The following is a 22,866-nucleotide window of genomic DNA, read 5'->3' on the forward strand; positions in this document are numbered from 1 at the left end:
ATGCGCATCTTGCTGGCAGAAGACGATGTTGAAATGGCGCGCTTCATTGAGCGCGGCCTCAACGATCTTGGGCATCAGGTCATTTGCGCAGCTGACGGCGACATTGCGGTGCGGTTGGCGACCGAGCAGCCGTTCGATCTGGCGTTGATCGATCGCATGCTCCCCGGGCTCGATGGCATTTCGGTGCTTCGCAGGATGCGCACCGAGCGATTGGAATTGCCGGTGCTCCTACTCACTGCACTTGGCGGAATTGACGATCGGGTCGAGGGCCTTGACGCGGGCGCGGACGATTATTTGGTCAAGCCGTTCGCATTCATGGAGCTTGCCGCCAGGGTCAACGCCCTTGCGCGCCGAAGCCCGCCCGGCTTGCCTGTTACCCAGCTGCAGCACGGGCCGATCTCGATTGACCTGCTTCGCCGCGAGGTTCGGCGCGATGGGCGCAAGGTGTTGTTGCAGCCGAGGGAATTCCGGCTGCTGGAGGAACTTATGCGAAGCGGCGAGCGGGCGATCACCAGGACGATGCTGCTGGAACGGGTGTGGGGCTTTCATTTCGATCCCCAGACCAACATCGTCGAAACGCATATGAGCCGATTGCGCGCAAAGCTGAACGAGGACGGCGGCCCGGACCTTATCGAAACCATTCGTGGTGCCGGCTACCGGATGAAACCTGTTGCCGAAGCTTAGCTCAAGCGCCGCATACCGGATTGCAATTGCCTATTCGGCGGCCATGGCGGCCGGCATCGCGCTGCTTGGTATCGTCACCTTTTGGGCGATGCATATCGCATTTACGCGTCAACTCGACGTCCTCATCAACGAGGAAGCCCAATCGTTGATCCTGGAATATCAAACGGACGGGCCCGCCGAGCTTGCCCGCGCGATTGGGCAGCGTGAGCGCCTCGATCCGGGGGCCCGCGTCTATTACGCCGTATTTGACGCAAACGGGCGCAGGACGATCGGCGCATTCCAGGCGGAGCGCCCGGCCCTTGGAGTGCACGATATTGCTTTCATCGATCCCACCGAGGGTCCGGACGCGGCGCGCGGTGTGGCGGTCGACCTGCCGGATGGCCGCAGGCTTGTTGTCGCCGCCGATCGCGAGTGGATCGAGAATATTGACCATGTCGTCCTCGCCACTTTCGCCGCTGCCTTTGCAGCGGTCCTGCTACTTGGGATGGTCGGCGCACTATCGCTGGGCTCCTACCTTCGTAACCGGCTCCATTCGATCCAGACGACAGCCGCGGCGATCATTGGCGGCGACATCAGCCGACGTATGCCCATGGGAGCCGGCGACGACGAGTTCGACAAATTGGCAGGGCTGCTCAACACCATGCTGGAAGAAATCGAGCGGCTGCTCGAAAACGTCCGGCAGGTATCGGGGGACATTGCCCACGACCTCCGCACGCCGCTGACCCGGTTGCGCAACGCACTGGAACAAGGGTTGAGCGGTCGTTCCAGCGAGCTGGAAATGAATGCTACCGTGTCGGATGCGATCAAACGGGTCGACGACATTTTGGCAATGTTTGCGGCCATTCTTCGCATCAGCGAGATCGAAAGCGGGTCGATCAGGCGCCGATTTGAGCCATTCGACGCCACCGCGCTGGTGACCGATCTTGCAGAAAGCTACGCGCCAGCCGTCCGGGACAGCGGCCGGGACCTGGACTGGTCGATCGAGCAGGGCATCACGCTGGAAGGCGACCGCGAGCTGGTTGCTCAGGCCATCACAAACCTGATCGATAACGCCCAGAACCATAGCCCGACCGGGACGCATATCTCGATTGGACTGGCGCGCCGGGCGGCGTCAGCCTGCATCACCGTCGCCGACAATGGGCCGGGCGTAAGTGAGGCCGACCGAGCGCTGATTGCACGGCGCTTTATCCGCCTGGACGCAAGCCGCAGCCGGCCCGGTCACGGACTGGGCCTGAATATGGTCGATGCAATCGCTCGACTGCACCGGGGAACGCTGTCCTTCGCGGACAATAACCCCGGGCTGATTGCGGAGCTTGTCCTGCCCGCGGCCCCAGCCGCCGAAGATTGATTCTTCCCAACCTTACAACATTGGCAGTGCAGGAGATTTCGGCGTGGGTTAGCCAAGCCCCGTGCCGAAGCCTTGTTGCCTGATCGCCAACCCATCGAACCCCCCGATGGACCGTGTGACGGCGATGGTTCCGGCCTCTGCCCCGACTTTCTCGGCTGCCCTGGCCGAACCGACGGGCTGAGCCAAGAGGATCTCTGGTGGACCAATCAAATCTTCCATCAGTTAGGGATCACATTCCGGCGGCCTCGTCCGGCTTGCCGCTCAAAATAGGTTTTCTTGCGCTCGCGCCGGCTCATCAGCATCTCCATTGGATACCGGTAGCGCTGGAGCTGGCGCGCCGTGGCGCCGACGTCGACGTCCTATGTCCAAGCCGTTCAGGCATGCGGCTGATCAGGAGCTTCGATCCCGAAGCGAGCCTCAGGCTGCGTTGGATCCCGGGGAAGCTGGGAGGGTCGCTGTTCGACCTCCCGCCGCGCTTCGAAATCTATCTGCTCTACAGTTGGCTGTTCCGACGATACCCGGTGCTTGTAACCACCGAGACCACTAGCTCGATCCTGATGCTAAGCCGCAAGTTCAAGTCGCTGCTCGTGCGTATCCGGCATGGCGCGGGCGACGCCGCGACCCGGATCGACGACCGCCGGGTGAGACTGTTCGACCTCAACCTGGTTGGTGGAGAGAAAGACCGCAAGCGGCTGCTCGAGGCGGGCCTCGGCACCGAGGAGAATCTCGTCGTTGCCGGCTACGCCAAGTTTGAACTGGTCAAGCCGCCGGCGCCCCTGTTTCCCGACGATCGGCCGATTGCGCTCTACAACCCCCATGTCCGCCGTGACTTGTCGAGCTGGTTCACCATGGGCCGCCGGCTGGTACACGAAATGGAACAGATTGAGGGCTGGAACTTCGTCGTTGCCCCGCACGTGAAGTTGCGGGGCGGGCCGCGCATTCGATCATCTGCGCCGAACGTCCTGATCGATCGCGGAAGCGTCCGGTCGATTGACATGAGCTATACGCAGGCCGCGTCCGTCTATGTCGGCGATGCCAGCAGCCAAGTTTATGAGTTTCTCCGCACGCCCCGGCCCTGCATCTTCATCAATGCGCACGGGGTCGATTGGCGCGGGCGCGAGGATTATGCGCATTTTGCCCTCGGACAGGTGATCGAACGGCCGGAGGAGCTTGGCCCCGCCCTCGCCCGATCGGCGGAGATGCAACCCCATTTCGAACCGCTCCAGCGCGCGGCGATGGCCGGATCGATCGAGCAAAGCGACCGGCCCGCTTCGCAGCGCCAGGCCGACGCCATCCTGGATTTCATCGCCAAGCGATCGACAAAACATTAAGCAACGTCTGTTCCCCGGGCGAACTGCTCAGCCATCTCCGCCACTTCCAGCCACCTCAATTCCGCCGCCTCGATATCGGTGCGGTGCCGGGCGATACGCTCGGTCAGCTCGGCGAACTTGTTCGGATCGCGGCTGAACAGGTCGGGATCGTGCAACGTCAGCTCATCGGCGGCGATCGCGGCTTCCAGCCGTTCGATTTCGCCTGGCAGCCGGTCGAGGTCGCGCTGGTCCTTGTAACTTAGCTTCGACGCAGCCACCCTGGGCGCCGGCGCGGCGCCCTGAAGCTCGGCCTTGGCTTTGCCCGGCCGGCGATGGTCGACGTAGCGCTTGCGAATCCAGTCCTCATAGCCGCCGGCGACGATGTCGACCTTGCCCGACCCGTCGAGCCCCAATGTCACGGTCACCGTCTTGTCGAGGAAGTCGCGGTCATGACTGACGATCAGCACCGTCCCCTCATAATCGGCGATCACTTCCTGCAGGAGGTCGAGCGTTTCCAGGTCAAGGTCGTTGGTCGGCTCGTCGAGCACCAGCAGGTTCGACGCCCGCGCAAACTCGCGCGCCAGCAGCAGCCGCGACCGTTCGCCGCCGGACAGCGACCCGATCGGCGCCTCGGTCAGCGACGGGTCGAACAGGAATTCCTTCAGATAGCCCTTGATGTGCTTCTTGTGGCCCCGTACCTCGATCCAGTCGCCGCCCTCGGCCAGCACGTCGCGCACCCTTTTGTCCGGAGCCATCAGCTTGCGTTGCTGGTCGATGACGATGCCGCTCAGCGTCTTGGCCTGCGACAGCGTGCCGGCGTCGGGCTTCAATTCGCCGGTCAGCAGCTTCAGGAGGGTCGTCTTGCCGGTGCCGTTTGCTCCGACCAGCCCAATCCGGTCGCCGCGCTGGATGCGCAGCGTGAAGTCGCGGATGATCGGGCGCTCGCCGAACGCCTTTGATACTCGGTCGGCATCGATCACCGTCTTGGTTTTCACATCGTCCTTGGCGAGGCCCAGCTTGGCTCCGCCGGCCGGGCCCAGCATTGCCGCCCGCTGGGCGCGCATCTCATTGAGCTTCGCCAGCCGCCCCTGATTGCGTCGACGCCGCGCGGTCACGCCGCGCTGCAGCCAATGCAACTCCAGCGCCAGCTTTGCGTCGAGCTTCTCCGCTGCTCGCTGCTCCTCGGCATAGACGGCCTCGGTCCAGGCATCGAACCCGCCAAACCCGATTTCTGCGCGCCGCATTTGGCCGCGGTCGAGCCACAGGCAGCTCTTGGTCAGCCGTGTAAGGAAAGTGCGGTCGTGGCTGATGGCGATGAACGCGCCCTTGAACCGCTGCAGCCATTGTTCGAGCCAGTCGATCGCGCCCAGGTCGAGGTGATTGGTCGGCTCGTCGAGGAACAGTACGTCCGGCTCCTGCGCCAGCGCCCGGACGATCGCCGCCCGTCGCCGTTCGCCGCCGCTGGCAGTCGCGACGTCGCGCGTGAGATCGATCCCGATCTGGTCCGCGATCGCCGCGGCTTCGTGCGCCGCCGGAGCGTCATCGCCCGCCAGCACCCAGTCCTCGAGCGTTGCCTGGCCGGTCATCACCGGATCCTGCTCCAGCAATACGACCTTCGTTCCGGGAACGATCTTGCGCGTCCCCTCGTCGGTCTCGATCAGCCCGGCGAGACACTTCAACAAGGTCGTCTTGCCGGCTCCGTTGCGGCCGATCAGGGCAAGCCGGTCGCGCGGACCGATGAAAATGTCGAGATTGCGGAACAGCCAGCCTTCGCCCTGGATCAGTCCGAGATTCTCATAGGATAAAATTGGGGGTGCCATCGCGGCGCCACCTAGCTTAGGTTGCCCGTGCCGTCACGTGGGGACATGAACGGCAAGCAACGGGGGCATTCATAGCTTGTTCAATGGATTAGCTATAGTCAGGCCGGCGAGAGTATAGCCAATGAGCCTGTATCGTACCTTTGTCCTTTCGCTTTGCGCCGCCACCGTAGCGGTCGCCACGCCTGCGTTCGCCCGCAAGAATGACGGCCAACCGGCGGTCGCCACGCGACCGACGACCGGCACTCCGCATCTCGCCTGGCTCGACCGGCCGCGCGACCAGGATCGCGCATTCCGCGACAAGCAGCAGGGCCGGTCGATGGCGCTGCCGCAGATCGAGCGCAAAGTCCTGCCCCGGATGGGCGGCGCCGATTACCTCGGCCCCGAGATTCGGGGGCAGAATCTGCGGATGAAGTTCATGGACAATGGCCGGGTTATCTGGGTCGATGTCGATCCCCGCACCGGCCAGATCGTCGGCAAGTCCGGCGACTAATCCTTTTTCCAGCCGATCAATCGAATCAGATAGGTCGCGACCACGATCGTCAGAACGATTGTCGCAATCGGGCTGAGATAATCCCGGACCTGGTCATATTGCGCGCGCAACACATAGCCTGCGGTCACCAACAGGCCGCTCCACATAATGTCACCGATCAGCGTGAACAGGATGAACCGGCGAAGGTTCATGTCGAACACGCCGGCCGGCACCGAAATGAAGGTCCTGACGATCGGCACGACGCGGGCGAACATCACCGCCGGCGCGCCGTGGCGATCGAACCAGCGGTCGGCGCGGTCGATTTGCGCGGGGGTTAGCGTAATCCAGTGGCCATGGCGGGCAGCGAAGGACTTGAGCCGCTCCACCCCGACCATCCGACCGATGTAAAACCAGACGATCGCCCCGATTGTCGAACCGGTCGCTCCGGCCAGCACTACCGCCAACGGGTGAAACCGGCCGGACGACGCCTCGAACCCGGCCAGCGGCATCACCAGCCAGGACGGAATTGGGGGAAACACGCTTTCCAGGAACATGATGAAAGCGATTCCGGCATAGCCCGCCTGGTTGATCAGGTTGGTGATCCATTCGAACATCGCGCCGCGTCTCTCCGCAATTTCAATAACCGCTTGCCCGTTCCTTTCGTTGCGGCCAAGCAACCGTTCAGCTTCGCGCGTGTTTGTGACTGCGAACGGATTTTCGAAGGATGAACGAATGCGCGTGTTGATCGTCGAGGACGAACCCAATCTGGGCCGCCAGCTGCGCTCGACGCTGGAAGGTGCCGGCTATGCTGTCGATCTCGCTACCGACGGCGAGGATGGTCACTATCTTGGCTCGACCGAAACCTATGACGCCGTGGTGCTCGACCTCGGACTGCCCGAAATCGACGGGCTGACCGTACTCGACCGCTGGCGGAAGGAAGGCCGCAAGATGCCGGTGCTCGTGCTAACCGCTCGCGACAGCTGGTCGGACAAGGTCGCCGGGCTCGATGCCGGAGCCGACGACTATCTCGCCAAGCCGTTCCAGACCGAGGAACTGATCGCCCGCCTTCGCGCCTTGATCCGCCGCGCCGCCGGGGTCGCCAGTTCGGAGCTGATCGCCGGCGACATTCGTCTCGATACCCGTTCGGGCAAGGTCACCAAGGCCGGCGAACCGGTCAAACTTACCGCCCAGGAATATAAGCTGCTCAGCTACCTGATGCACCACAAGGGCAAGGTGGTTAGCCGGACCGAGCTGATCGAGCATATTTACGACCAGGATTTCGACCGTGATTCCAACACCATCGAGGTATTCGTAACGCGAATCCGCAAAAAGCTGGGCGCCGACGTCATCACCACTATCCGTGGCCTCGGTTACAGCCTTGAGGATAGCCCCGCTTGAACGATGCCGCGCAAGCGGATGAAGCGGTGAAGTTGGGGGCCAGACCAGCTACCAGCGAGCCTGTGATGGTTACCGAAAAGCGGCCTGAGAGAGAGCGAGTGAAGACGGATAGTGGGGCCTATCCGGCAAGCGAGCGAGCGTGTCAGGGCGCTTTTGCGTTCCACCCTTCGGGCATGGCCCTGCATCCGGCCGGAGACATGTCACAGGCGCGATGGTAGCTAGTCTGACCCCCCGAGAGCGCCGCGGAGGGTCGCTGACCCGGCGCATGATCGTCGTGTCGGCGGTGTGGATCGGCGTCCTGTTGCTGATCGGCGGGTTCGCGCTCGACCGGGTCCTGTCACGGCAGATTGTCGACAATTTCGACGCCCAATTGGAGCGCGTCCTGAAATCGATGATCGGCGCCTCGGAAATCGGACCGGACGGAGAGGTGCGGTTCAGCCGGCCGCCGGCCGACCAGCGCTTCCTCGAGCCCTATTCAGGGGTTTATTTCCAGATCAGTGGCGCCGGCCAGGAAACCTTCCCGTCGCGTTCGCTATGGGACCGGCGATTGCAGGTCGATACGGGCCACAACGATGTCGAGTTGCACATGCGCGACAGCATGGAGTTTGCCGACGAGCCGCTGCGCATCCTGGAACGGGACGTGATCCTGCCCGGCAGCAACGTGCGCTGGCGTTTCCAGGTGGCCCAGTCGCGCCAGGCGATCGACAGCCAGATAAAGGAGCTGCGCTCAACCCTGATCGCCAGTTTCGCGGGGCTCGGGCTGGGCTTGCTGGCCCTGGCCGCTCTCCAGGCGATCTACGGATTATGGCCGCTGCGCCGGGTTAGGCGGGAAGTGGCGGCGATCCGCGGCGGCATCCAGACCCGGATCGCGGAGGGCTTCCCACGCGAAGTCGAGCCGCTGGTCGACGAAATCAACGAGCTGCTCGCCCATAGCGAGGCGCAAGCCGAGGAAGCCCGCCGTCACGCCGGCAACCTTGCCCACGCTTTGAAGACACCCCTGACCGTGATCACCAATGCGGCCACTGCCCATGCCGGGGACCTCGACAATACGGTGATCCGCGAAGCCGCGGCGATGCGGCGGCAGGTCGACCACCACCTTGCCCGGGCGCGGGCAATCGGCCGCAGGGCCTCGACCCAGGCCCGCGTCACCGTCTGGGAAAGCGCGCAGGCGGTCGAGCGTGCGGTGTCGACCCTCTACGCCAAGGTCACCATCGATATCGCGGGCGACAGGCACGCGCAGGTACGGGTCGAGCGACAGGATCTCGACGAAATGCTCGGCAACCTGGTCGAAAATGCCGCCAAATATGGCAACGGCCGGGTGTTTGTGACGGTCGATCCGCCAGCCAGCGGCCTGGTCGCCATTCAGATCGAAGATGACGGGCCAGGCATTCCCGAAGCCCAGCGCGCCGAGCTGTTCACGCGCGGTACGCGGCTCGACACGACCGGCAAGCCCGGGACAGGACTTGGCCTCGCCATCGTCCGCGACGTCGCCGAGATTTACGGCGGCAAGGTCTCGCTCGCCGAGAGTGAGGATTTGGGCGGGTTGATGGTAACTTTGTCGCTTCCCGAGGCGCCGCAACTCACCTGATTTCGTCGATTGGTCGAAAGGGGCTTGGCAGTGCCGCCGCCGCGGCTAGCGTGCGCGCCAATTGATCAGGATAAGGGCCTGCCATGAAACGGAATTTGCTCCTGCTTGCCGCGGCGTCGGCGCTCGTTATCGCTCCGGCACTGGCCGCCCAGGGGAAGCCGGCCTTTGCCCCCTGGGGGGTCGACCTTTCGGCCATGGACAATGGCGTGAAGCCGGGCGACGACTTCTTCGACTACGTCAACGGCGCCTGGGCCAAGCGAACCGAGATCGCGCCCGACCGGACCTTCGTCGGCATTGATTCCGTGCTTAATGATCAGCTCGACAAGGACGTCCGCTCAATCGTCGAGGACATGGCCAAAAATCCCACCCAGTCAGGACGGATCGGCCAGCAGGTCGGCGATTTCTACGCCAGCTGGATGGATGAAGCGGCGATCGCAGCCAAGGGCACTGCGCCATTGAAACCCTATCTCGACCGCATCGCCGCGGTGAAGGACAAGGGCGAGCTGCTCGATCTGTTCGCCACCGTCGGATATGAATCCCCGGTCGGCGTCGCCATCTACCCGGATCTAGCCACCCCGACCCAATATGCGGTCTATGCCGGCCAGGGCGGGCTCGGCATGCCCAATCGCGATTATTACCTGCTCCAGGGCGCCAAATATGACGCCTATCGGGCCGCCTATCGCGCCTATGTGACCAAGATCCAGGAGCTGGCCGGCATGACCGATGCGGCGGCGAAGGCCGACCGGATCGTCGCGCTCGAAACCGCCATCGCCAAGGTCCACTGGACCCCCGAGCAAAGCCGCGACATCGACAAAATCTACAACCCGATGGACCGCGCCAAGCTCAAAGCCTTCGCGCCGCAGCTCGATTGGGACCGCGCCCTGGCCAAGTCCGGGCTTGGCGACGTCAAATCGGTGGTCGTGACCGAGACCAGCGCGGTCCAGGAGATCGGCAAGCTGGTCGACAGCGTCCCGCTGTCAACCTGGAAGGACTATCTGGCCTATCACTTCGTGAGCGACCACGCCGCCTATTTGCCCAAGGCGATCGACGACGCCAGCTTCGACTTCTTCTCCAAGACGTTGCGCGATGTGCCGACGCAGCGCGATCGCTGGAAGCGCGGTGTAAGCCTGGTTAACGGCGCGCTCGGCGAAGCAGTCGGCCAGATCTATGTCGAGCGTCATTATCCGGCCGAAAGCGACCGCCAGATGGGCGAGTTGATCGCCAATATCCGCGCCGCGCTTCAGGAGAAGATCGAAACCAACAGCTGGATGGACGAGCCGACCAAGAAGGAAGCGGTGGCCAAGCTTGCCGCGTTCGATCCGCGCACCGGCCATCCTGCCAAATATATCGACTATTCGAGCCTGAAGGTCGATCGATCCGACCTGCTCGGCAACGTCATGCGTTCGAACCAGTTCGATTGGGACCTGCTGCTGACGCGGATGAAGAAGCCGGTCGACCGTACGTTGTGGGACATGACCCCCCAGACCAACAACGCCTATTACGACCCGACCCAGAACCAGATCACATTCCCGGCGGCGATCCTCCAGCCGCCCTATTTCGACCCTAATGCCGACCCCGCCTCCAATTACGGCAGCATCGGCGCGACCATCGGCCATGAGATCGGCCATGGCTTCGACGACCAGGGCCGCAAGTTCGACGGCACCGGCAAGCTGCGCGACTGGTGGACGGCGGCGACCGCCCAGAAATATGACGCTCACGCCGCGGCGCTGGTGAAGCAATATGACAGCTACGAGCCGGTTCCGGGCGTGCACATCAAGGGCCAGCTGACGCTTGGCGAGAATCTCGGCGATCTTGGCGGACTGGAAGTCGCCTATGCGGCCTACCGCCGCTACGTCGCCCAACATGGCGAGCCGCCAGTGATCGGCGGCCTGACCGGCGACCAGCGCTTTTTCATCGCGTTCGGCTATAGTTGGCAGACCAAGCAACGCGAAGGAGCATTGCGCGCGCAGCTGCTGACCAACGAGCATTCGCCGGCCAAGTATCGGGTGAACGGCGTCGTCCGCAACGTCGACGCCTGGTACAAGGCGTTCAACGTCAAGCCGGGCGATAAGCTCTACCTGCCGCCCGAACAGAGAGTGCACGTCTGGTAGGCTAGAAAAACGGCCGCTCAGCGGCTAGGTCGGCGACCGTGACTGCCTCCGTCCACAGCCTCAGCGACAAGCGCGCGCCGTCGCTCGATCCGATGATCGCGCTGACCGCGGCCGACATGAACGCGGTCAATTCGGTGATCCTCGATCGGATGCAGTCGAAGGTCGCATTGATCCCCGAGCTCGCCGGCCACCTCATCGCCGGCGGCGGCAAGCGCATGCGGCCGATGCTGACCTTGGCCAGCGCTGCACTGCTCGACTATACCGGAGCGCGCCACCACAAGCTGGCCGCCGCGGTCGAATTCATCCATACGGCGACCCTGCTGCACGACGATGTGGTCGACGGATCGGGCCTGCGGCGCGGCAAGCGAACCGCCAACATCATCTGGGGCAATCCGGCGAGCGTGCTGGTCGGCGATTTCCTGTTCAGCCGAGCGTTCGAGCTGATGGTCGAGGACGGCAGCCTCAAGGTGCTGCGAATCCTGAGCCATGCCTCCGCGGTAATCGCCGAGGGCGAGGTCGACCAGCTGACCGCGCAACGCCAGGTCGAGACCAGCGAAGAACATTATCTCCACATCATCAATGCCAAGACCGCGGCGCTGTTCGCCGCCGCCTGCCGGATCGCGCCAGTCGTCGCCGAGGCCGGCGAGGAGGCGGAAGAAGCGCTGGAATCCTATGGCCGTTACCTTGGCGTCGCGTTCCAGCTGGTCGATGATGCGATCGACTATTCGTCAGACGAAGCGACCATGGGCAAGGGCCAGGGCGACGATTTCCGCGACGGCAAGGTGACCCTGCCGGTGATTCTCGCCTATGCGCGAGGAACCGCGGAAAACCGCGCTTTCTGGAAGGCGGCGATGCAGGGCGACAGGATTTCCGATGCCGACCTCGCGCATGCCACGGGGCTGATTCAGGAAACCGGCGCGCTGTCCGACACGTTGGAACGGGCGCGGCACTATGGCCGCCGGGCGATCGACTCCCTGGCGCCGTTCCCCGCGGGCCGGGCCAAGGCGGCGCTGGTCGAGGCGGTGGAGTTCGCCGTAGCCCGCGCCTACTAGTTCGAGGCGGCGGGACGTCGCCGCATCAAAGGAGGCGCTTGATGAAGCTGGCAATGATCGGGCTCGGCCGAATGGGCGGCAACATGGCGCATCGGCTGGTCCAGCATGGCCACGAAGTGGTCGCGTATGATCGCGACCTGGCCGCCGTGGCGGAAGCGGCCAAAAATGGTGCGACCGGCGTTTCCAGCCTTACCGAGCTTCCCGCCCAGCTGCCCTCCCCCGCCATCTACTGGATCATGCTTCCGGCCGGCGAAATTACCGAGAATGTGATGCGCGAAGTGGGCGAGCTGGCTCGCCCCGGCGACATCATTGTCGACGGCGGCAACAGCTTCTGGAAGCATGATCTTGCGCGCGCTGCCTGGTTGAAGGAGCGCGGCCTCATCTTGATCGACGTCGGCGTGTCGGGCGGCGTCTGGGGGCTGGATCGCGGATATTGCATGATGATCGGCGGCGACGATGCCGCGGTGAAGCATATCGATCCGATCCTTCAGGCGCTTGCCCCCGGGCTTGGCGACATCCCGCGGACCAAGCGCCCCAGCACGGAAAGCGCCTGGCAGGCGGAGATGGGCTATGTCCACTGCGGGCCGGCGGGCTCCGGCCATTTCGTCAAGATGGTTCACAACGGCATCGAATATGGAATGATGCAGGCCTATGCCGAGGGATTCGATATTTTGAAGCAGCGGGGCAAGGATGACTTGCCTGACAATATGCGGTTCGATTTGAACCTGTCCGACATCAGCGAAGTCTGGCGCCGCGGTAGCGTCATTTCCTCATGGTTGCTCGACCTCATCGCAATCGCGCTCGCCAACGACCAGTCGCTGTCGAAATATAGTGGCCGAGTCGCCGATTCCGGCGAGGGCCGCTGGACCATCGATGCCGCGATCGAGGAGGCCGTGCCGGTGGACGTCCTTGCCGCCGCCCTGTTCGCGCGGTTCCGCAGCCGGGTTGAATTCAGCTACGCCGACCAGCTGCTGTCGGCGATGCGCCATGGCTTCGGGGGCCATGTCGAGATGCCGCAATAGCAGGCTCAAGTTCTCAGGGATTCACTTGAGACCTACTCTTGCGCAATTCACATAGGTTCGCGCTTTCAGAATCAATCCGCGAGCGAGGCCATGGTACGAACCGCTGCACTTTTCCTGTCGGCAATTGCGATGTCATTGCCAGCCCACGCCCAACAGATCGAGGCGGCGGGGCGCCCGGTGCTGGAGCTGGTCACCACGCTGAAGCCTGGGCAATTCGTCTGGTCGCCGGGGTCGGCGCCCGAAGGGCCGGTCCTGATGGTCGTCAATCTTGCTACCCAGCGCGCGATCCTGTTTCGCAACGGCCTGCCGATTGGCGCGTCCACGGTTTCGTCAGGAAAGCCCGGCTATGAGACTCCGACCGGAGTCTTCACGGTGCTGGAGAAGAAGAAAGAGCATTATTCCAAGACCTATGGCAATGCGCCGATGCCCAACATGCAGCGGCTGACGTGGAAGGGAATTGCGCTCCATGCCGGCAATTTGCCCGGCTATCCCGCCTCACACGGCTGCATCCGGCTGCCGATGAAATTTTCGAACCTGCTGTTCGGCGCAACCAAGCTCGGCATGACCGTGATCATCACCAGCTTCCCGGTCCAGCCCGGGCAGTCCACCACGCCGGACCTGGCGGCAGCCATTGCCCCGAACGCGACGACGTTGGCGCGCGCCCCATTCGAATGGCATCCTGAGCGGTCGGCGAGCGGACCGGTCTCGGTTATCATCAGCGCCGCCGACGAGCGAGCAATCGTCCTTCGCAACGGGGTTGAGATCGGCTCTGCCCCAGTCCGCGTCAACGGCAGCATTGCCGGCGGCTTCGCCTATGCGCTGCGCGCCTGGGATGCTACCGGCCAACATTGGCTCAAGTTGCAATATTCGGGCGCCGGCCAGGGAATGGAAGTGTCGCCTGGAGAGGGTGACCGCTTCGATGCGCCATGGGATTTCCGTCATGCGGTCCAGACCGTGCTGCGTCCGGGCAGCATCATCATCGTCACGCCGCAAACCCTGCACGCCGGCAGTTCGGGCAGCGCGCTGACCGTTATCGAGAATGACGGCGGGACCCGATAGGAGCTAGTCCGGGCCCCTAGTGATACCGGTAATAGTGGCGTCGATAGGCATATCGACCACCATAGGTCACGGCATATCCGCCGCCGTAGGGCCGATAACCGCCGTAGTAGCCATAGCCGCCGTACGGTCCGCCATAATAGCCGTACGCTGGCGGCGGAGGCGGCGGATAGGGGTAGGCCGGAACGGCATAGCCATAACCCGGATAGGCGTATGCCGGACGACCGTAGTAGCCGCCGTAGCCGTATGGAGCATGACCATAGTAGCCATGGCCATGGCTGGAGCCGATTGCATAGCCTGCGATCGCGCCAATCGTGCCGCCGATGATCGCGCCCGCGACGCCGTCACCATCGTGGTGATGGTGGTGCCGGTGGTAATAATGGTCATGTTCGGCAAGGGCCGGAGTGGAAACGACCAGCGTTGCAAACAGGGCAGGCAAGGCAAGAAGCCGTTTCATGGATGCCTCCTTCGTGCCCCCGAGGAAGCGACGGGCCTATGACTGGGCTGGATGGCGCTCAATCGGAACAATCACTGAGCAAGCCTAGCCCTGGTGGAGGTCGCCTTTTCTGGCCCTAAGGGTCTTGGCGCCCTGTTCGGCCATCTGCTTAACCCTGTTAAGCCGCTTCAGATATTCGGCTCTCGAGCCGCCGGCGTGGCCTTCGATGGCGTGGTGCATGATCGAAGCTATGCTCTCGAAATCGGCTTCGATGGAATGAAGCAGATTGTCGGTGCCAAATGCGGTTTCCGGGGAATTGTCTTGCTCGCCGGCCTTTGCCGATTCTCCAACGAGGCGGGCCCATTCAATCGCGCGCGCGACGTGCCCGGAAATCATCCCGATGGCATCGACTTCCTCGCGAATGGGACTGCGCGCGGTCAAATGATAGATGGCAAACGTCCCGATGACGACATCTTCGCAATTACGGATCGGCGTCGACCAGCAAGCGCGCAGGCCGTGCGGCAAGGCCAGGTGGCGATAGTCGGACCACAGCGGATCGACTTCGATGTCGGTCACATAAATCGCGCGGCCGAGATAGGCGGCTGTCCCGCAAGACCCCACCGCCGGGCCGATTTCCGTGCCGTCCAAGGCCTCGCAATAGCTTTGGGGAAGGCTTGGCGCCGCAACATGCCGGAGGCGCTTTCCATCGGGGTCGAGCAGCAGGATCGATGTCAGCAGGACCGTGTCGGCCATTGATTCCACGGTGCGCAAATAGCGGTCGAGGACCGTCTCCAGCGTTTCGCCCCTGGCGAACTCGGCGGACGCGCGGAATGAACGATCCTTTAGTGAGTCATGCAGTGCAGCGGCAAATATCAACCGAACATCTCCAGCCAGCTGGCTCTCACGGGGAGGTCATATTGCTATCACATTGTCTTAACGTTTTCGAATTTGTCACTTATCCGTACTTAATGGGACTGCCGGCCAGCCGTTCCGCTGTCCTACGTTCCGATCATCTGACATAGGACGAGCATGTCTTCCGGCCGCGGCGCGACCCAATTCAGTCACCTGCCCATCGATGATGTCCTGGCCGACCTGCTCCGGACATTCGACGAGGGAACGAGAGCGCTTCTGGTCGCTCCGCCGGGTGCCGGCAAGACGACGCGCGTAGCGCCGGCGCTGCTCGATCAGCGGTGGTGCACGGGGCAGGTATTGTTGCTGGTCCCGCGCCGGCTGGCCGCGCGAAGCGCGGCTGAATTTATCGCGCGCGAGCGCGGCGAGGAAGCGGGTGCGACGATCGGTTACGCCACTCGCCTGGACAGCAAGGCTGGGAAGGCGACGAGGGTTATCGCCATGACCCACGGCGTCTACTTGGCCAGAATTCAGGGCGATCCCGAGCTTGCCGGAGTCAGCGCCGTGCTGTTCGACGAAGTCCATGAGCGTGGGCTGGACAGCGACCTGGCGCTGGCGTTGACGCTCGACTCGGCCGAGAGCTTGCGGCCCGATCTGCGGATCGCGGCAATGTCGGCAACGCTGGACGGCGAGCGCTTCGCCCGATTGCTGGGCGATCCGCCGATCATCGAAAGCGAAGGAAGAAGCTTTCCGCTAACCCTAATTCACGAAGGGCGTGACCCTGCACAAAGGATCGAGCCGCAAATGGCCTCGGCAATCCGCGCCGCCCTGTCCGACCATGACGGGTCGCTGCTCGCCTTCCTGCCTGGAGTTGCCGAAATCAAACGGACCGCCGAAGCGCTCGGGAGCCTGCCGGCCAATGTCGTCCTCCATCGATTGCATGGCGCTGTCGAACCGGCGCAGCAGCGTGCAGCGCTTGCACCGCCTAAGCCCGGGACGCGCAAGCTGGTGCTGGCCAGCGCCATCGCCGAAACCAGCCTCACTCTCGATGATGTCCGGATCGTGGTCGACAGCGGGCTTGCGCGCCGGCCGCGCTACGATCGCGGTGCGGGCCTCACGCGGCTGGTTACGGAGCGCGCCAGTCGTGCCGCCGTCACCCAGCGGGCCGGCCGTGCCGCACGACAGGCGCCAGGCGTAGCGGTTCGCCTATGGGAGGAAGCCGCGAATGCGTCATTGCCGGCCCATGACCCCCCAGAGATTTTGGAAGCGGATCTTTCCAGCTTGCTCCTGACCTGCCTGTTGTGGGGCGAGAATGATCCACTTCGGCTGCCCTTCCTCGATCCGCCGCCGGCCCCGGCAATATCGGAGGCGCGGCTGCGTCTCGAACGCCTCAATGCGATCGACGCGGACGGCCATATTACCGCGCACGGCAGGGCAATCGCCGCGATCCCGCTCGAGCCACGCTTGGCACATATGCTGATCGAGGCCGGCGAGCGCGGCTTCGCTCACGCAGCTGCGGAAGCGGCCGTCCTGCTGACCGAACGCGGGCTGGGAGGCAACGACCCTGACCTGGAAGCGCGCCACCGCCGCTGGCTCAGCGACCGATCGCCCCGGGCGCAGGCGGCAAAGAACATGGCGAAGCGATGGGCGAAGGCCGGTGGAGGTGGAAGCGTCCACCCGCACGATATCGCCCGGTCGATCGCCTTGGCTTTCCCGGACCGCCTGTCGCGTCGCCGCGATCAATCGGGCGAACAGTGGCAGTCGGTAGGCGGGCGCGGCTTTCGGCTCGATCCGGCATCGCCATTGGCCCGCAGCGAATGGCTGACCGTAGCCGAAGTTGCCGGTGCCGCATCGGGCGCGCGGATCCTGTCCGCGGCAGCCATCGAGACAGGCGAGGTGGAGGCGCTTTTCGCCGATGAGATAACAACCTACACGCAGGTTCGTTTTGACCCGGCCACCGCTGCGATCAGCGCGACGAAGGGACGCAGGCTGGGATCGATAAAGCTGTCATCGGCTCCCGACCCCCGACCCGACCAGGCGGCGATCGAGGCCGGCCTGGCTGACGCGGTCCGGCGGCATGGTCTTGCCATCCTTCCGTGGAGCGAATTCGCAATTGCGCTCCGCCAGCGCGCGGTCTTCGCTGCCCTGCACGACGAGAAGGTTCCCGACCTATCGGACAAGGCACTGCTGGAGCGGCTCGACGAGTGGCTGGCGCCACTGCTTCACGGACAGCGGCGCCTCGATGCAATTGGTTCCTCCTCCCTCACCAGCGCGCTCCAGGGCCTGCTCGGTTATGAAGGCGGGCGGTCGGTCGACCGGCTGGCCCCGGCACATTTCGATACGCCTGCCGGATCGTCTCATCCGATCGATTATTCCGCGACCGGCGGGCCGGCAGCCGAGGTCCGGGCGCAGGCGCTCTACGGCCTCAAAAGCCATCCGACGGTAGCCGGCGGCCGGGTGCCGCTGACTCTCGCGATTACCTCTCCCGCGCACCGCCCGATCCAGACGACCAAGGATCTGCCCGCCTTCTGGGCCGGGAGCTGGCGCGACGTGGCCAAGGAAATGCGCGGCCGATACCCCAAGCATCCGTGGCCCGAAGATCCGGCGAACGCTTCGCCGACTCTCCGGACCAAGCGGGCAGGCTCTTGATTCTACGCTCAAGCTGCGCCAATTCGCGCCCATGACCGTCGCCCGCATCGTCCAGGAACAACGCAAGACCACCCAATCGGGGAAGGCTCAGGCCGGAAGCTGGACGCTGGAATATGAGAGGCAGCAGGCGCAGCGACCTGATCCACTGACCGGCTGGAATGGATCGGGCGACACCAACACCCAGATCCGGCTTCGGTTCTCCACCAAGGAGGAAGCGATGGCTTATGCGACCCGCAAGGGTTTCACGGTCCATGTCGTGCCGGCCGCCCCGACAAGCCTGAAGCTACAGGCTTACGCCGACAATTTTCGCTAAAACTCAGCCGGTCCCGCGTTCCGCCAGGAAATCGCGGATCATCGGCATCGCGGTAGTGTCGTAACTGGCCAGCACCTGGTGCGGACCGGCGACGTCGAAGTGGGTCAGGAGTTGTTGTCCATTCCAATAGTGAAGTGCGAAAGCGGGCGCGTCGGCTAGGATCAGAGGCCGCCCGTCGGGGTCCTTCGGGTCGATATCGTCCAGGTCCAGCGCTACCCATGGCGCGGTCGAGGCGCAGACCGTCAGCGGTTTTCCAGCGAAGCTGGTGGCGATCGGCCGATGGACGTGACCGGCGATCATTCCGACCACTTGCTTGGCCGGCTTCACAATCTCTTCCAGCCGCTGGACCCAGGCTTCGCAGGGCAGCGCGCTCATCCAATCGATGCCCGTGTCTACGGGCGGATGGTGGAGTATGATGATGGTTGGAACGTCCTTGCGCTGCCGAAGGCGCTTCTTCAGCCAAGCCGCCCGATCCTCGCAGATCATGCCGCCGTGGCGGCCAGGATCGAGCGTGTCGAGCACGATCCAGCGCACCCCGCCATGGTCCAGCTCATATTGAATGAAACCATTTTCGTCGGTCGGGACGTTCGGCAACACCGCGCGAAAGCCATCGCGGCCATCATGATTGCCGATTGCCCATAGCACCGGCCCTTCCCAGCGGGCGACCAGTGCGACCATATGGCGATAAGCGTCCAAGTCCTCGTCGCCCCGCTCGACCAGGTCGCCAGTCACCAACAGCAATGACGGCTTGGGACGCATCGCGTTTAGCTGGTCGATCGCCTGGTTCAATCGGCGAACATTCATTTCGTGCGGGTTGTCGCGGTCGAAGCCGATGTGCAGGTCGGTCACCTGCGCAACCAGGATTCCGTCGATCGAAGGTCTTTTTGGCAATCCGAACCCCCCAAGTCCTAGAGCTTGGAGCAAGGGGCCGAGCCCTTGTCCAGCCTTTTCCTGACGCAGGTTACTAACGGTCTTGCCAGCTTCATTGGCTTGGGCGACAATTGATGCGCCGAAGCCAGGGGGAAAGCTGCGCCAGTATCGTATTGCGTTTGTCGTCGGAACGCGCCCGGAAGCCATCAAACTGAGCCCGGTTGCCCATGCCCTCGCGGCGCTGGGCGAGCCTCCGCACCTGTTCGTGACCGGGCAGCATCCCGGGCTTGAGCTCAGCGACCATAGGCTGGAAGGCTTCACCGCGACGCTGCTCGACTGTCCTGGACAGCCCGACCCAATGCTTCATTCCGAGCTGGTCCGGGGCGCGCTCAAGAGGTTGTTGCCGCTCGACCCGCCCGACCTGCTGATCGTCCAGGGGGATACATCAAGCGCGCTCGGTGGGGCCCTGGCAGCACGGGAAACCGGAGTGCCCCTCGCCCATGTCGAGGCGGGCTTACGCAGCCACGATCCCAACCTGCCGTGGCCGGAAGAGGAAAACCGGGTTGCGATTGACCGGCTGGCGGACCTGCTGTTCGCGCCGACATCGGGCAATGCCGCCAATCTCCGCCGTGACAAGGTCGCCGGAGAGGTAACGATCACGGGCAACAGCGGCATCGATGTGCTGGCCGAGCTAGTCGGGCCGTTGCCGCTGAAGCCGCAACGGCGATGGTGGCCGCGCAGCCATTTCAAGCTGCTGGTTACCTGCCATCGCCGCGAGAACTGGGGAAGCGGGCTCGACCGGCTGGCGAAGGCGATCAGGGTTCTCGCCGAGCACAACATTCATTGTGAGATGCTGCTGCCACCCAATCCGAAGGTCACCGAGCGAATGACCGCACTGCTTGGCGACGCGCCGAATGTGAAGCTGATCGCTCCACTGTCGCATTTCGCGATGATCGACGCGATGCGCCGGGCCGACCTGGTGCTGAGCGATTCCGGCGGCATCCAGGAGGAGGCGCCTGCGCTTGGCGTGCCGCTGCTCGTCCTCAGGGACAAGACCGAGCGACCGGAAGGACTGACAAGCGGGTCGATGGAACTGGTCGGAACCGATCCGGAGCGGATCGTCGAGGCTGTTATGCGCCTGCGCCGCGACCGGGCCGCACTGCGCGCCATGGCAAGGCCCTGCCTGCCGTTCGGGGACGGCCGGGCCGCCCCCCGCATCGCCCGCCATTGCTTGACGTTCCTGGAAGATCGGATCGAGCCAGCGGATAGCCTGACCGCATGATTGACTAGCCGGGCAAAGGTCAGCATATGCGCGCCCTTGCCGCCATGGCCATGGCCCCTTCGTCTAGCGGTCTAGGACGTCGCCCTCTCACGGCGAAAACACGGGTTCGAGTCCCGTAGGGGTCACCATCACTCAGTCCCAGGCGAGTTAAAGGGGTCGCAAAACCCTCCCAAATCGCAGTTTTTCCTCACCAACACGTCCCGGCCGGTTTCATCCGTTTTCGCCCAGCCCCGAAACAAACGACGTCCTGGCTCAGGCATATGCTATTGTCACGGCCCGCGACGGAAGGACGAATCGGTGGAAGCCGGAGATCAGACCCAAGATCCTCAACGGCAGGAACGGGCGACGGTCCAACATCTACTGATCCTCGGCCATCCGGATCCCCGCAGCTTCAATCATGCCGTTGCGGCTCGTTATGTCGAGGTCGCCCAATCCAACTATCAAGCGGTGGAAATCCGAGACCTTTATGCGATGGGCTTCGATCCGCTGCTCAAGGATATCGAGCGGCCGCAAACGCGCCCTGGCGTCTGCGGACCCGATGTGCGGCATGAGCTCAACCTGGTCGAGCGGTCGGACGTCATAACCTTCGTGTATCCACTCTGGTTCGGCACGCCACCCGCGATCATAAAGGGCTATATCGATCGCGTCTTCAGCGCGGCTTTCCAGCTTTCCGATCTCAAACGCGAGCGGACGATCGGGTCATGCTCCGGAAAGTCGCTGGCCCTGTTTACTTCGTCCGCCAGCACCGGCCAATGGCTCGACGAGCAGGGTGTCATGACCTCGCTTCAGCAGTCCTTCGGCCAATATCTGGCATCGATCTTCGGTTTCTCGAATAGATATTATTTCCATGCGGATTCGGTAGTGACTGACATGGGCAAGGCGCTGGCCGAGCAACATCTGTACGACGTCGGGGAGAAGGCCCGGCTTATTTGCGCCCAAGCAGCTGCCGCACGGCATCACGCAAATCTTTAGCGACCCGGGATAGCTAGGTGCCGCCCCATTACCTCCTACTCGCAGCGATGATCACACAATCGGCTGAACTCAAGGAAACGGGGCTTGAAGGGCGTTGGCGCAATCCTAGCGGAAGCGTGATCATTTCCATCACGCCATGTGATGAGTCCCTTTGCGGACGGGTGCAGTGGGCTTCCGACAAGGCCACAGCCGACGCCCGCAACGGCGGCACCGATCCCTTGATCGGCGCCGAGCTGCTTGGCGATATTGTACCGCGAGGCGAGGGTCGCTGGAGAGCTCAGCTATTTGTCCCGGATCTCAACAAAAGGTCGAACGTCGAGCTCCGGCTTTCGGGGCTCGACCAACTCAAGGTCAGGGGATGCCTGGCGGGCCGAATAATCTGCAAGTCACAGCTCTGGCAGCGGGTGGTAGGCGAGTGAGCGCACCCAGCCAGTTCGACGCGATCTCAACAACTGGGACCACACTGCCGTGATGCGACCAGCAATTGCATGGAGGTTTGCTTATGTTCCGCTACTTGAGTGCAAGCGCCATCGTCGTCTTGCCGTTCGCCGTCGCTGCCGCTCAATCCGACATGGACCAGCCCCGCTGGATGGCAAATATGGCCCGGCATCAGAGGGTCATCATGCATGGGGTTCCCGCCCCATATAACGTGGTTCGCGACACCATTCCCGATACGCCCGCGAAGTTGCGGCGTGGTGCGGCCGTGTTCGATCAACATTGCGCGTCGTGTCACGGCTGGACCGGACAGGGAACCGGTCCAGCGGGAGAATTTCTTGTGCCTGCTCCCGCCGATCTGGAATGGTTGGCAAGAACCCCTCGGAACACCGCCGATCGTTACATCTACTGGAGCATTGCTGAAGGAGGGAAATCCTTCAATTCGGAGATGCCGGCGTTCAAGCAAAGTCTGTCAAAGCGGGACATTTGGTCCGTGACCGCCTACCTTCGAGCAGGAATGCCGCACGCCTCTCCATAGGCTTGCAGATGAGAGTGGCGATGTCCGATTTCCATGCAGTGCGGACGTTTGCCGCCTGAATTCCCAGAATTCATTCGTGGCTGGGTGCCGTCTTTTCCGGCCTGTCGTCACTCGGCCGGACCTCATCGGGAGCAAGCCAATCATGCCGCAGCAGGTTTAGCTTCGCGAGGAGCGAGACGAGGAAGGCGGTGGACCAGCCGAACATGATGATGCCGGTGGCGCCCTCGATAGCGCCGAGGACCCTCCATCCATAGGGCATCAGCACGTCTCCGTACCCTATCGCGGCATAAGTGGAGGTGGAAAAATAGAGCGCCGTTTCGAAATTATTGAACGCGCCCAGTCCAAGGAACAGCGCCGCATAGAGCCATATCTCCAGCGTATGGATGGCGAAGATTCCCAGCGACGCGCTGAGCAGTAGAGTCAGCGGCGTGATGCGCAGCTTGCGGATAAAGCGGCTGTGGGAGCGCAAGAGGCGCATCACCATATTGAGACCGATGAGATGGACCATCACAGTGATGACCACCATCACGCTTGCTAGTGCCAACTGGTTCAGCATTGCCGTGCCTCCGGCTGCCATATTGCTACCCTAAGACACGAAAGACCATCTTCCACTTAATGGTCCCGCAAGCCCTGCGTTGCACCGATGTAGGCTTCACATTTGCGC

22 protein-coding genes and 1 tRNA gene are annotated in these 22,866 nt (G+C 63.2%); 17 read left to right on the forward strand and 6 right to left on the reverse strand.

Annotated elements, in window-relative coordinates:
- The 3 genes from LZ518_RS07470 (at position 1) to LZ518_RS07480 (ending at position 3,363) form a co-directional block, all read left to right on the forward strand.
- Positions 1-684 (forward strand): response regulator transcription factor, encoded by a 684-nt coding sequence (locus LZ518_RS07470; protein ID WP_249915376.1) that lies wholly within the window; start codon positions 1-3, stop codon positions 682-684.
- Between the two features lie 43 nt (positions 685-727).
- Positions 728-2,032 carry a HAMP domain-containing sensor histidine kinase gene (locus LZ518_RS07475; RefSeq protein ID WP_249915377.1) on the forward strand — a complete coding sequence of 435 codons (1,305 nt, stop codon included), beginning with the start codon at positions 728-730 and terminating at the stop codon, positions 2,030-2,032.
- Between the two features lie 380 nt (positions 2,033-2,412).
- Positions 2,413-3,363: a CDP-glycerol glycerophosphotransferase family protein gene (locus LZ518_RS07480; protein WP_249915378.1), complete on the forward strand. Its 951-nt coding sequence runs from the start codon at positions 2,413-2,415 to the stop codon at positions 3,361-3,363.
- On the opposite strand, the gene LZ518_RS07485 is transcribed toward LZ518_RS07480, so the two are convergent.
- On the reverse strand, positions 3,360-5,162 hold the full coding sequence (locus LZ518_RS07485; protein WP_249915379.1) for an ABC-F family ATP-binding cassette domain-containing protein: 1,803 nt from the start codon (positions 5,160-5,162) through the stop codon (positions 3,360-3,362). The genes LZ518_RS07480 and LZ518_RS07485 overlap by 4 nt on opposite strands.
- A 121-nt stretch (positions 5,163-5,283) precedes the next feature.
- On the opposite strand from LZ518_RS07485, the gene LZ518_RS07490 reads away from it, so the two are divergent.
- Positions 5,284-5,652 carry a hypothetical protein gene (locus LZ518_RS07490; RefSeq protein WP_249915380.1) on the forward strand — a complete coding sequence of 123 codons (369 nt, stop codon included), beginning with the start codon at positions 5,284-5,286 and terminating at the stop codon, positions 5,650-5,652.
- Here the strand turns inward: LZ518_RS07490 and LZ518_RS07495 are convergent.
- Entirely contained in the window at positions 5,649-6,245 is a 597-nt protein-coding gene (locus LZ518_RS07495; RefSeq protein WP_249915381.1) for a DedA family protein, read from the reverse strand. The two genes, LZ518_RS07490 and LZ518_RS07495, sit on opposite strands and share 4 nt — an antisense overlap.
- Before the next feature lie 118 nt (positions 6,246-6,363).
- Between LZ518_RS07495 and LZ518_RS07500 the strand changes: the two genes are divergently transcribed.
- The 6 genes from LZ518_RS07500 (at position 6,364) to LZ518_RS07525 (ending at position 13,861) form a co-directional block, all read left to right on the forward strand.
- A complete protein-coding gene (locus tag LZ518_RS07500; protein WP_249915382.1) occupies positions 6,364-7,029 on the forward strand; it encodes a response regulator transcription factor in 666 nt (221 codons plus the stop codon).
- Positions 7,030-7,240: 211 nt separating this feature from the next.
- Positions 7,241-8,617 (forward strand): sensor histidine kinase, encoded by a 1,377-nt coding sequence (locus LZ518_RS07505; protein ID WP_249915383.1) that lies wholly within the window; start codon positions 7,241-7,243, stop codon positions 8,615-8,617.
- Positions 8,618-8,700: 83 nt separating this feature from the next.
- The gene (locus LZ518_RS07510; RefSeq protein ID WP_249915384.1) at positions 8,701-10,728 is read left to right on the forward strand and encodes a M13 family metallopeptidase; all 2,028 of its coding nucleotides are present in this window, start codon (positions 8,701-8,703) and stop codon (positions 10,726-10,728) included.
- 92 nt (positions 10,729-10,820) lie between these two features.
- Entirely contained in the window at positions 10,821-11,780 is a 960-nt protein-coding gene (locus LZ518_RS07515; protein ID WP_283938291.1) for a polyprenyl synthetase family protein, read from the forward strand.
- Between the two features lie 41 nt (positions 11,781-11,821).
- Complete coding sequence (gene gnd, locus LZ518_RS07520; protein WP_249915386.1) at positions 11,822-12,802, forward strand: phosphogluconate dehydrogenase (NAD(+)-dependent, decarboxylating); 981 nt, start codon at positions 11,822-11,824, stop codon at positions 12,800-12,802.
- Positions 12,803-12,931: 129 nt separating this feature from the next.
- Positions 12,932-13,861 carry a L,D-transpeptidase family protein gene (locus LZ518_RS07525; protein WP_249915387.1) on the forward strand — a complete coding sequence of 310 codons (930 nt, stop codon included), beginning with the start codon at positions 12,932-12,934 and terminating at the stop codon, positions 13,859-13,861.
- Positions 13,862-13,877: 16 nt separating this feature from the next.
- On the opposite strand, the gene LZ518_RS07530 is transcribed toward LZ518_RS07525, so the two are convergent.
- On the reverse strand, positions 13,878-14,315 hold the full coding sequence (locus tag LZ518_RS07530; protein ID WP_249915388.1) for a hypothetical protein: 438 nt from the start codon (positions 14,313-14,315) through the stop codon (positions 13,878-13,880).
- A gap of 84 nt (positions 14,316-14,399) precedes the next feature.
- Positions 14,400-15,170, reverse strand: coding sequence for a GAF domain-containing protein (locus tag LZ518_RS07535; protein ID WP_249915389.1), 771 nt, complete (start codon positions 15,168-15,170; stop codon positions 14,400-14,402).
- Positions 15,171-15,323: 153 nt separating this feature from the next.
- Here LZ518_RS07535 and hrpB point away from each other — a divergent pair, with 153 nt between their 5' ends.
- Both hrpB and LZ518_RS07545 read left to right on the forward strand, forming a co-directional pair.
- Positions 15,324-17,792: an ATP-dependent helicase HrpB gene (hrpB, locus tag LZ518_RS07540; RefSeq protein ID WP_249915390.1), complete on the forward strand. Its 2,469-nt coding sequence runs from the start codon at positions 15,324-15,326 to the stop codon at positions 17,790-17,792.
- A gap of 31 nt (positions 17,793-17,823) precedes the next feature.
- Entirely contained in the window at positions 17,824-18,105 is a 282-nt protein-coding gene (locus LZ518_RS07545) for an NADH dehydrogenase ubiquinone Fe-S protein 4 (protein ID WP_249915391.1), read from the forward strand.
- Between the two features lie 3 nt (positions 18,106-18,108).
- On the opposite strand, the gene LZ518_RS07550 is transcribed toward LZ518_RS07545, so the two are convergent.
- The gene (locus tag LZ518_RS07550) at positions 18,109-18,996 is read right to left on the reverse strand and encodes a phosphodiesterase (protein WP_249915392.1); all 888 of its coding nucleotides are present in this window, start codon (positions 18,994-18,996) and stop codon (positions 18,109-18,111) included.
- 94 nt (positions 18,997-19,090) lie between these two features.
- Between LZ518_RS07550 and wecB the strand changes: the two genes are divergently transcribed.
- The 5 genes from wecB (at position 19,091) to LZ518_RS07575 (ending at position 22,202) form a co-directional block, all read left to right on the forward strand.
- Entirely contained in the window at positions 19,091-20,257 is a 1,167-nt protein-coding gene (wecB, locus tag LZ518_RS07555) for a non-hydrolyzing UDP-N-acetylglucosamine 2-epimerase (protein WP_249915393.1), read from the forward strand.
- A gap of 52 nt (positions 20,258-20,309) precedes the next feature.
- Positions 20,310-20,385: transfer RNA gene (locus tag LZ518_RS07560), tRNA-Glu, on the forward strand.
- A gap of 169 nt (positions 20,386-20,554) precedes the next feature.
- Complete coding sequence (locus tag LZ518_RS07565; RefSeq protein WP_249915394.1) at positions 20,555-21,229, forward strand: NAD(P)H-dependent oxidoreductase; 675 nt, start codon at positions 20,555-20,557, stop codon at positions 21,227-21,229.
- Between the two features lie 47 nt (positions 21,230-21,276).
- Positions 21,277-21,648 carry a DUF2147 domain-containing protein gene (locus LZ518_RS07570; RefSeq protein ID WP_249915395.1) on the forward strand — a complete coding sequence of 124 codons (372 nt, stop codon included), beginning with the start codon at positions 21,277-21,279 and terminating at the stop codon, positions 21,646-21,648.
- A gap of 83 nt (positions 21,649-21,731) precedes the next feature.
- Positions 21,732-22,202 (forward strand): c-type cytochrome, encoded by a 471-nt coding sequence (locus LZ518_RS07575; protein ID WP_249915396.1) that lies wholly within the window; start codon positions 21,732-21,734, stop codon positions 22,200-22,202.
- Positions 22,203-22,272: 70 nt separating this feature from the next.
- Here the strand turns inward: LZ518_RS07575 and LZ518_RS07580 are convergent, their stop codons facing one another.
- Positions 22,273-22,779 carry a potassium channel family protein gene (locus LZ518_RS07580; RefSeq protein ID WP_249915397.1) on the reverse strand — a complete coding sequence of 169 codons (507 nt, stop codon included), beginning with the start codon at positions 22,777-22,779 and terminating at the stop codon, positions 22,273-22,275.
- Between the last annotated feature and the right edge of the window lie 87 nt (positions 22,780-22,866).

The sequence above is a fragment of the Sphingomonas brevis genome (assembly GCF_023516505.1).
Classification (GTDB): Bacteria; Pseudomonadota; Alphaproteobacteria; order Sphingomonadales; family Sphingomonadaceae; genus Sphingomicrobium; species Sphingomicrobium breve.

Excerpts from the sequence above, each read along its gene's own strand:
- LZ518_RS07470 (WP_249915376.1), top strand. The coding sequence starts at position 1 with ATGCGCATCTTGCTGGCAGAAGACGATGTTGAAATGGCGCGCTTCATT.
- LZ518_RS07475 (WP_249915377.1), top strand. The coding sequence starts at position 728 with ATGGCGGCCGGCATCGCGCTGCTTGGTATCGTCACCTTTTGGGCGATG.
- LZ518_RS07480 (WP_249915378.1), top strand. The coding sequence starts at position 2,413 with ATGCGGCTGATCAGGAGCTTCGATCCCGAAGCGAGCCTCAGGCTGCGT.
- LZ518_RS07485 (WP_249915379.1), bottom strand. The coding sequence starts at position 5,162 with ATGGCACCCCCAATTTTATCCTATGAGAATCTCGGACTGATCCAGGGC.
- LZ518_RS07490 (WP_249915380.1), top strand. The coding sequence starts at position 5,284 with ATGAGCCTGTATCGTACCTTTGTCCTTTCGCTTTGCGCCGCCACCGTA.
- LZ518_RS07495 (WP_249915381.1), bottom strand. The coding sequence starts at position 6,245 with ATGTTCGAATGGATCACCAACCTGATCAACCAGGCGGGCTATGCCGGA.
- LZ518_RS07500 (WP_249915382.1), top strand. The coding sequence starts at position 6,364 with ATGCGCGTGTTGATCGTCGAGGACGAACCCAATCTGGGCCGCCAGCTG.
- LZ518_RS07505 (WP_249915383.1), top strand. The coding sequence starts at position 7,241 with ATGGTAGCTAGTCTGACCCCCCGAGAGCGCCGCGGAGGGTCGCTGACC.
- LZ518_RS07510 (WP_249915384.1), top strand. The coding sequence starts at position 8,701 with ATGAAACGGAATTTGCTCCTGCTTGCCGCGGCGTCGGCGCTCGTTATC.
- LZ518_RS07515 (WP_283938291.1), top strand. The coding sequence starts at position 10,821 with ATGATCGCGCTGACCGCGGCCGACATGAACGCGGTCAATTCGGTGATC.
- gnd (WP_249915386.1), top strand. The coding sequence starts at position 11,822 with ATGAAGCTGGCAATGATCGGGCTCGGCCGAATGGGCGGCAACATGGCG.
- LZ518_RS07525 (WP_249915387.1), top strand. The coding sequence starts at position 12,932 with ATGTCATTGCCAGCCCACGCCCAACAGATCGAGGCGGCGGGGCGCCCG.
- LZ518_RS07530 (WP_249915388.1), bottom strand. The coding sequence starts at position 14,315 with ATGAAACGGCTTCTTGCCTTGCCTGCCCTGTTTGCAACGCTGGTCGTT.
- hrpB (WP_249915390.1), top strand. The coding sequence starts at position 15,324 with ATGTCTTCCGGCCGCGGCGCGACCCAATTCAGTCACCTGCCCATCGAT.
- LZ518_RS07545 (WP_249915391.1), top strand. The coding sequence starts at position 17,824 with ATGACCGTCGCCCGCATCGTCCAGGAACAACGCAAGACCACCCAATCG.
- LZ518_RS07570 (WP_249915395.1), top strand. The coding sequence starts at position 21,277 with ATGATCACACAATCGGCTGAACTCAAGGAAACGGGGCTTGAAGGGCGT.
- LZ518_RS07575 (WP_249915396.1), top strand. The coding sequence starts at position 21,732 with ATGTTCCGCTACTTGAGTGCAAGCGCCATCGTCGTCTTGCCGTTCGCC.
- LZ518_RS07580 (WP_249915397.1), bottom strand. The coding sequence starts at position 22,779 with ATGGCAGCCGGAGGCACGGCAATGCTGAACCAGTTGGCACTAGCAAGC.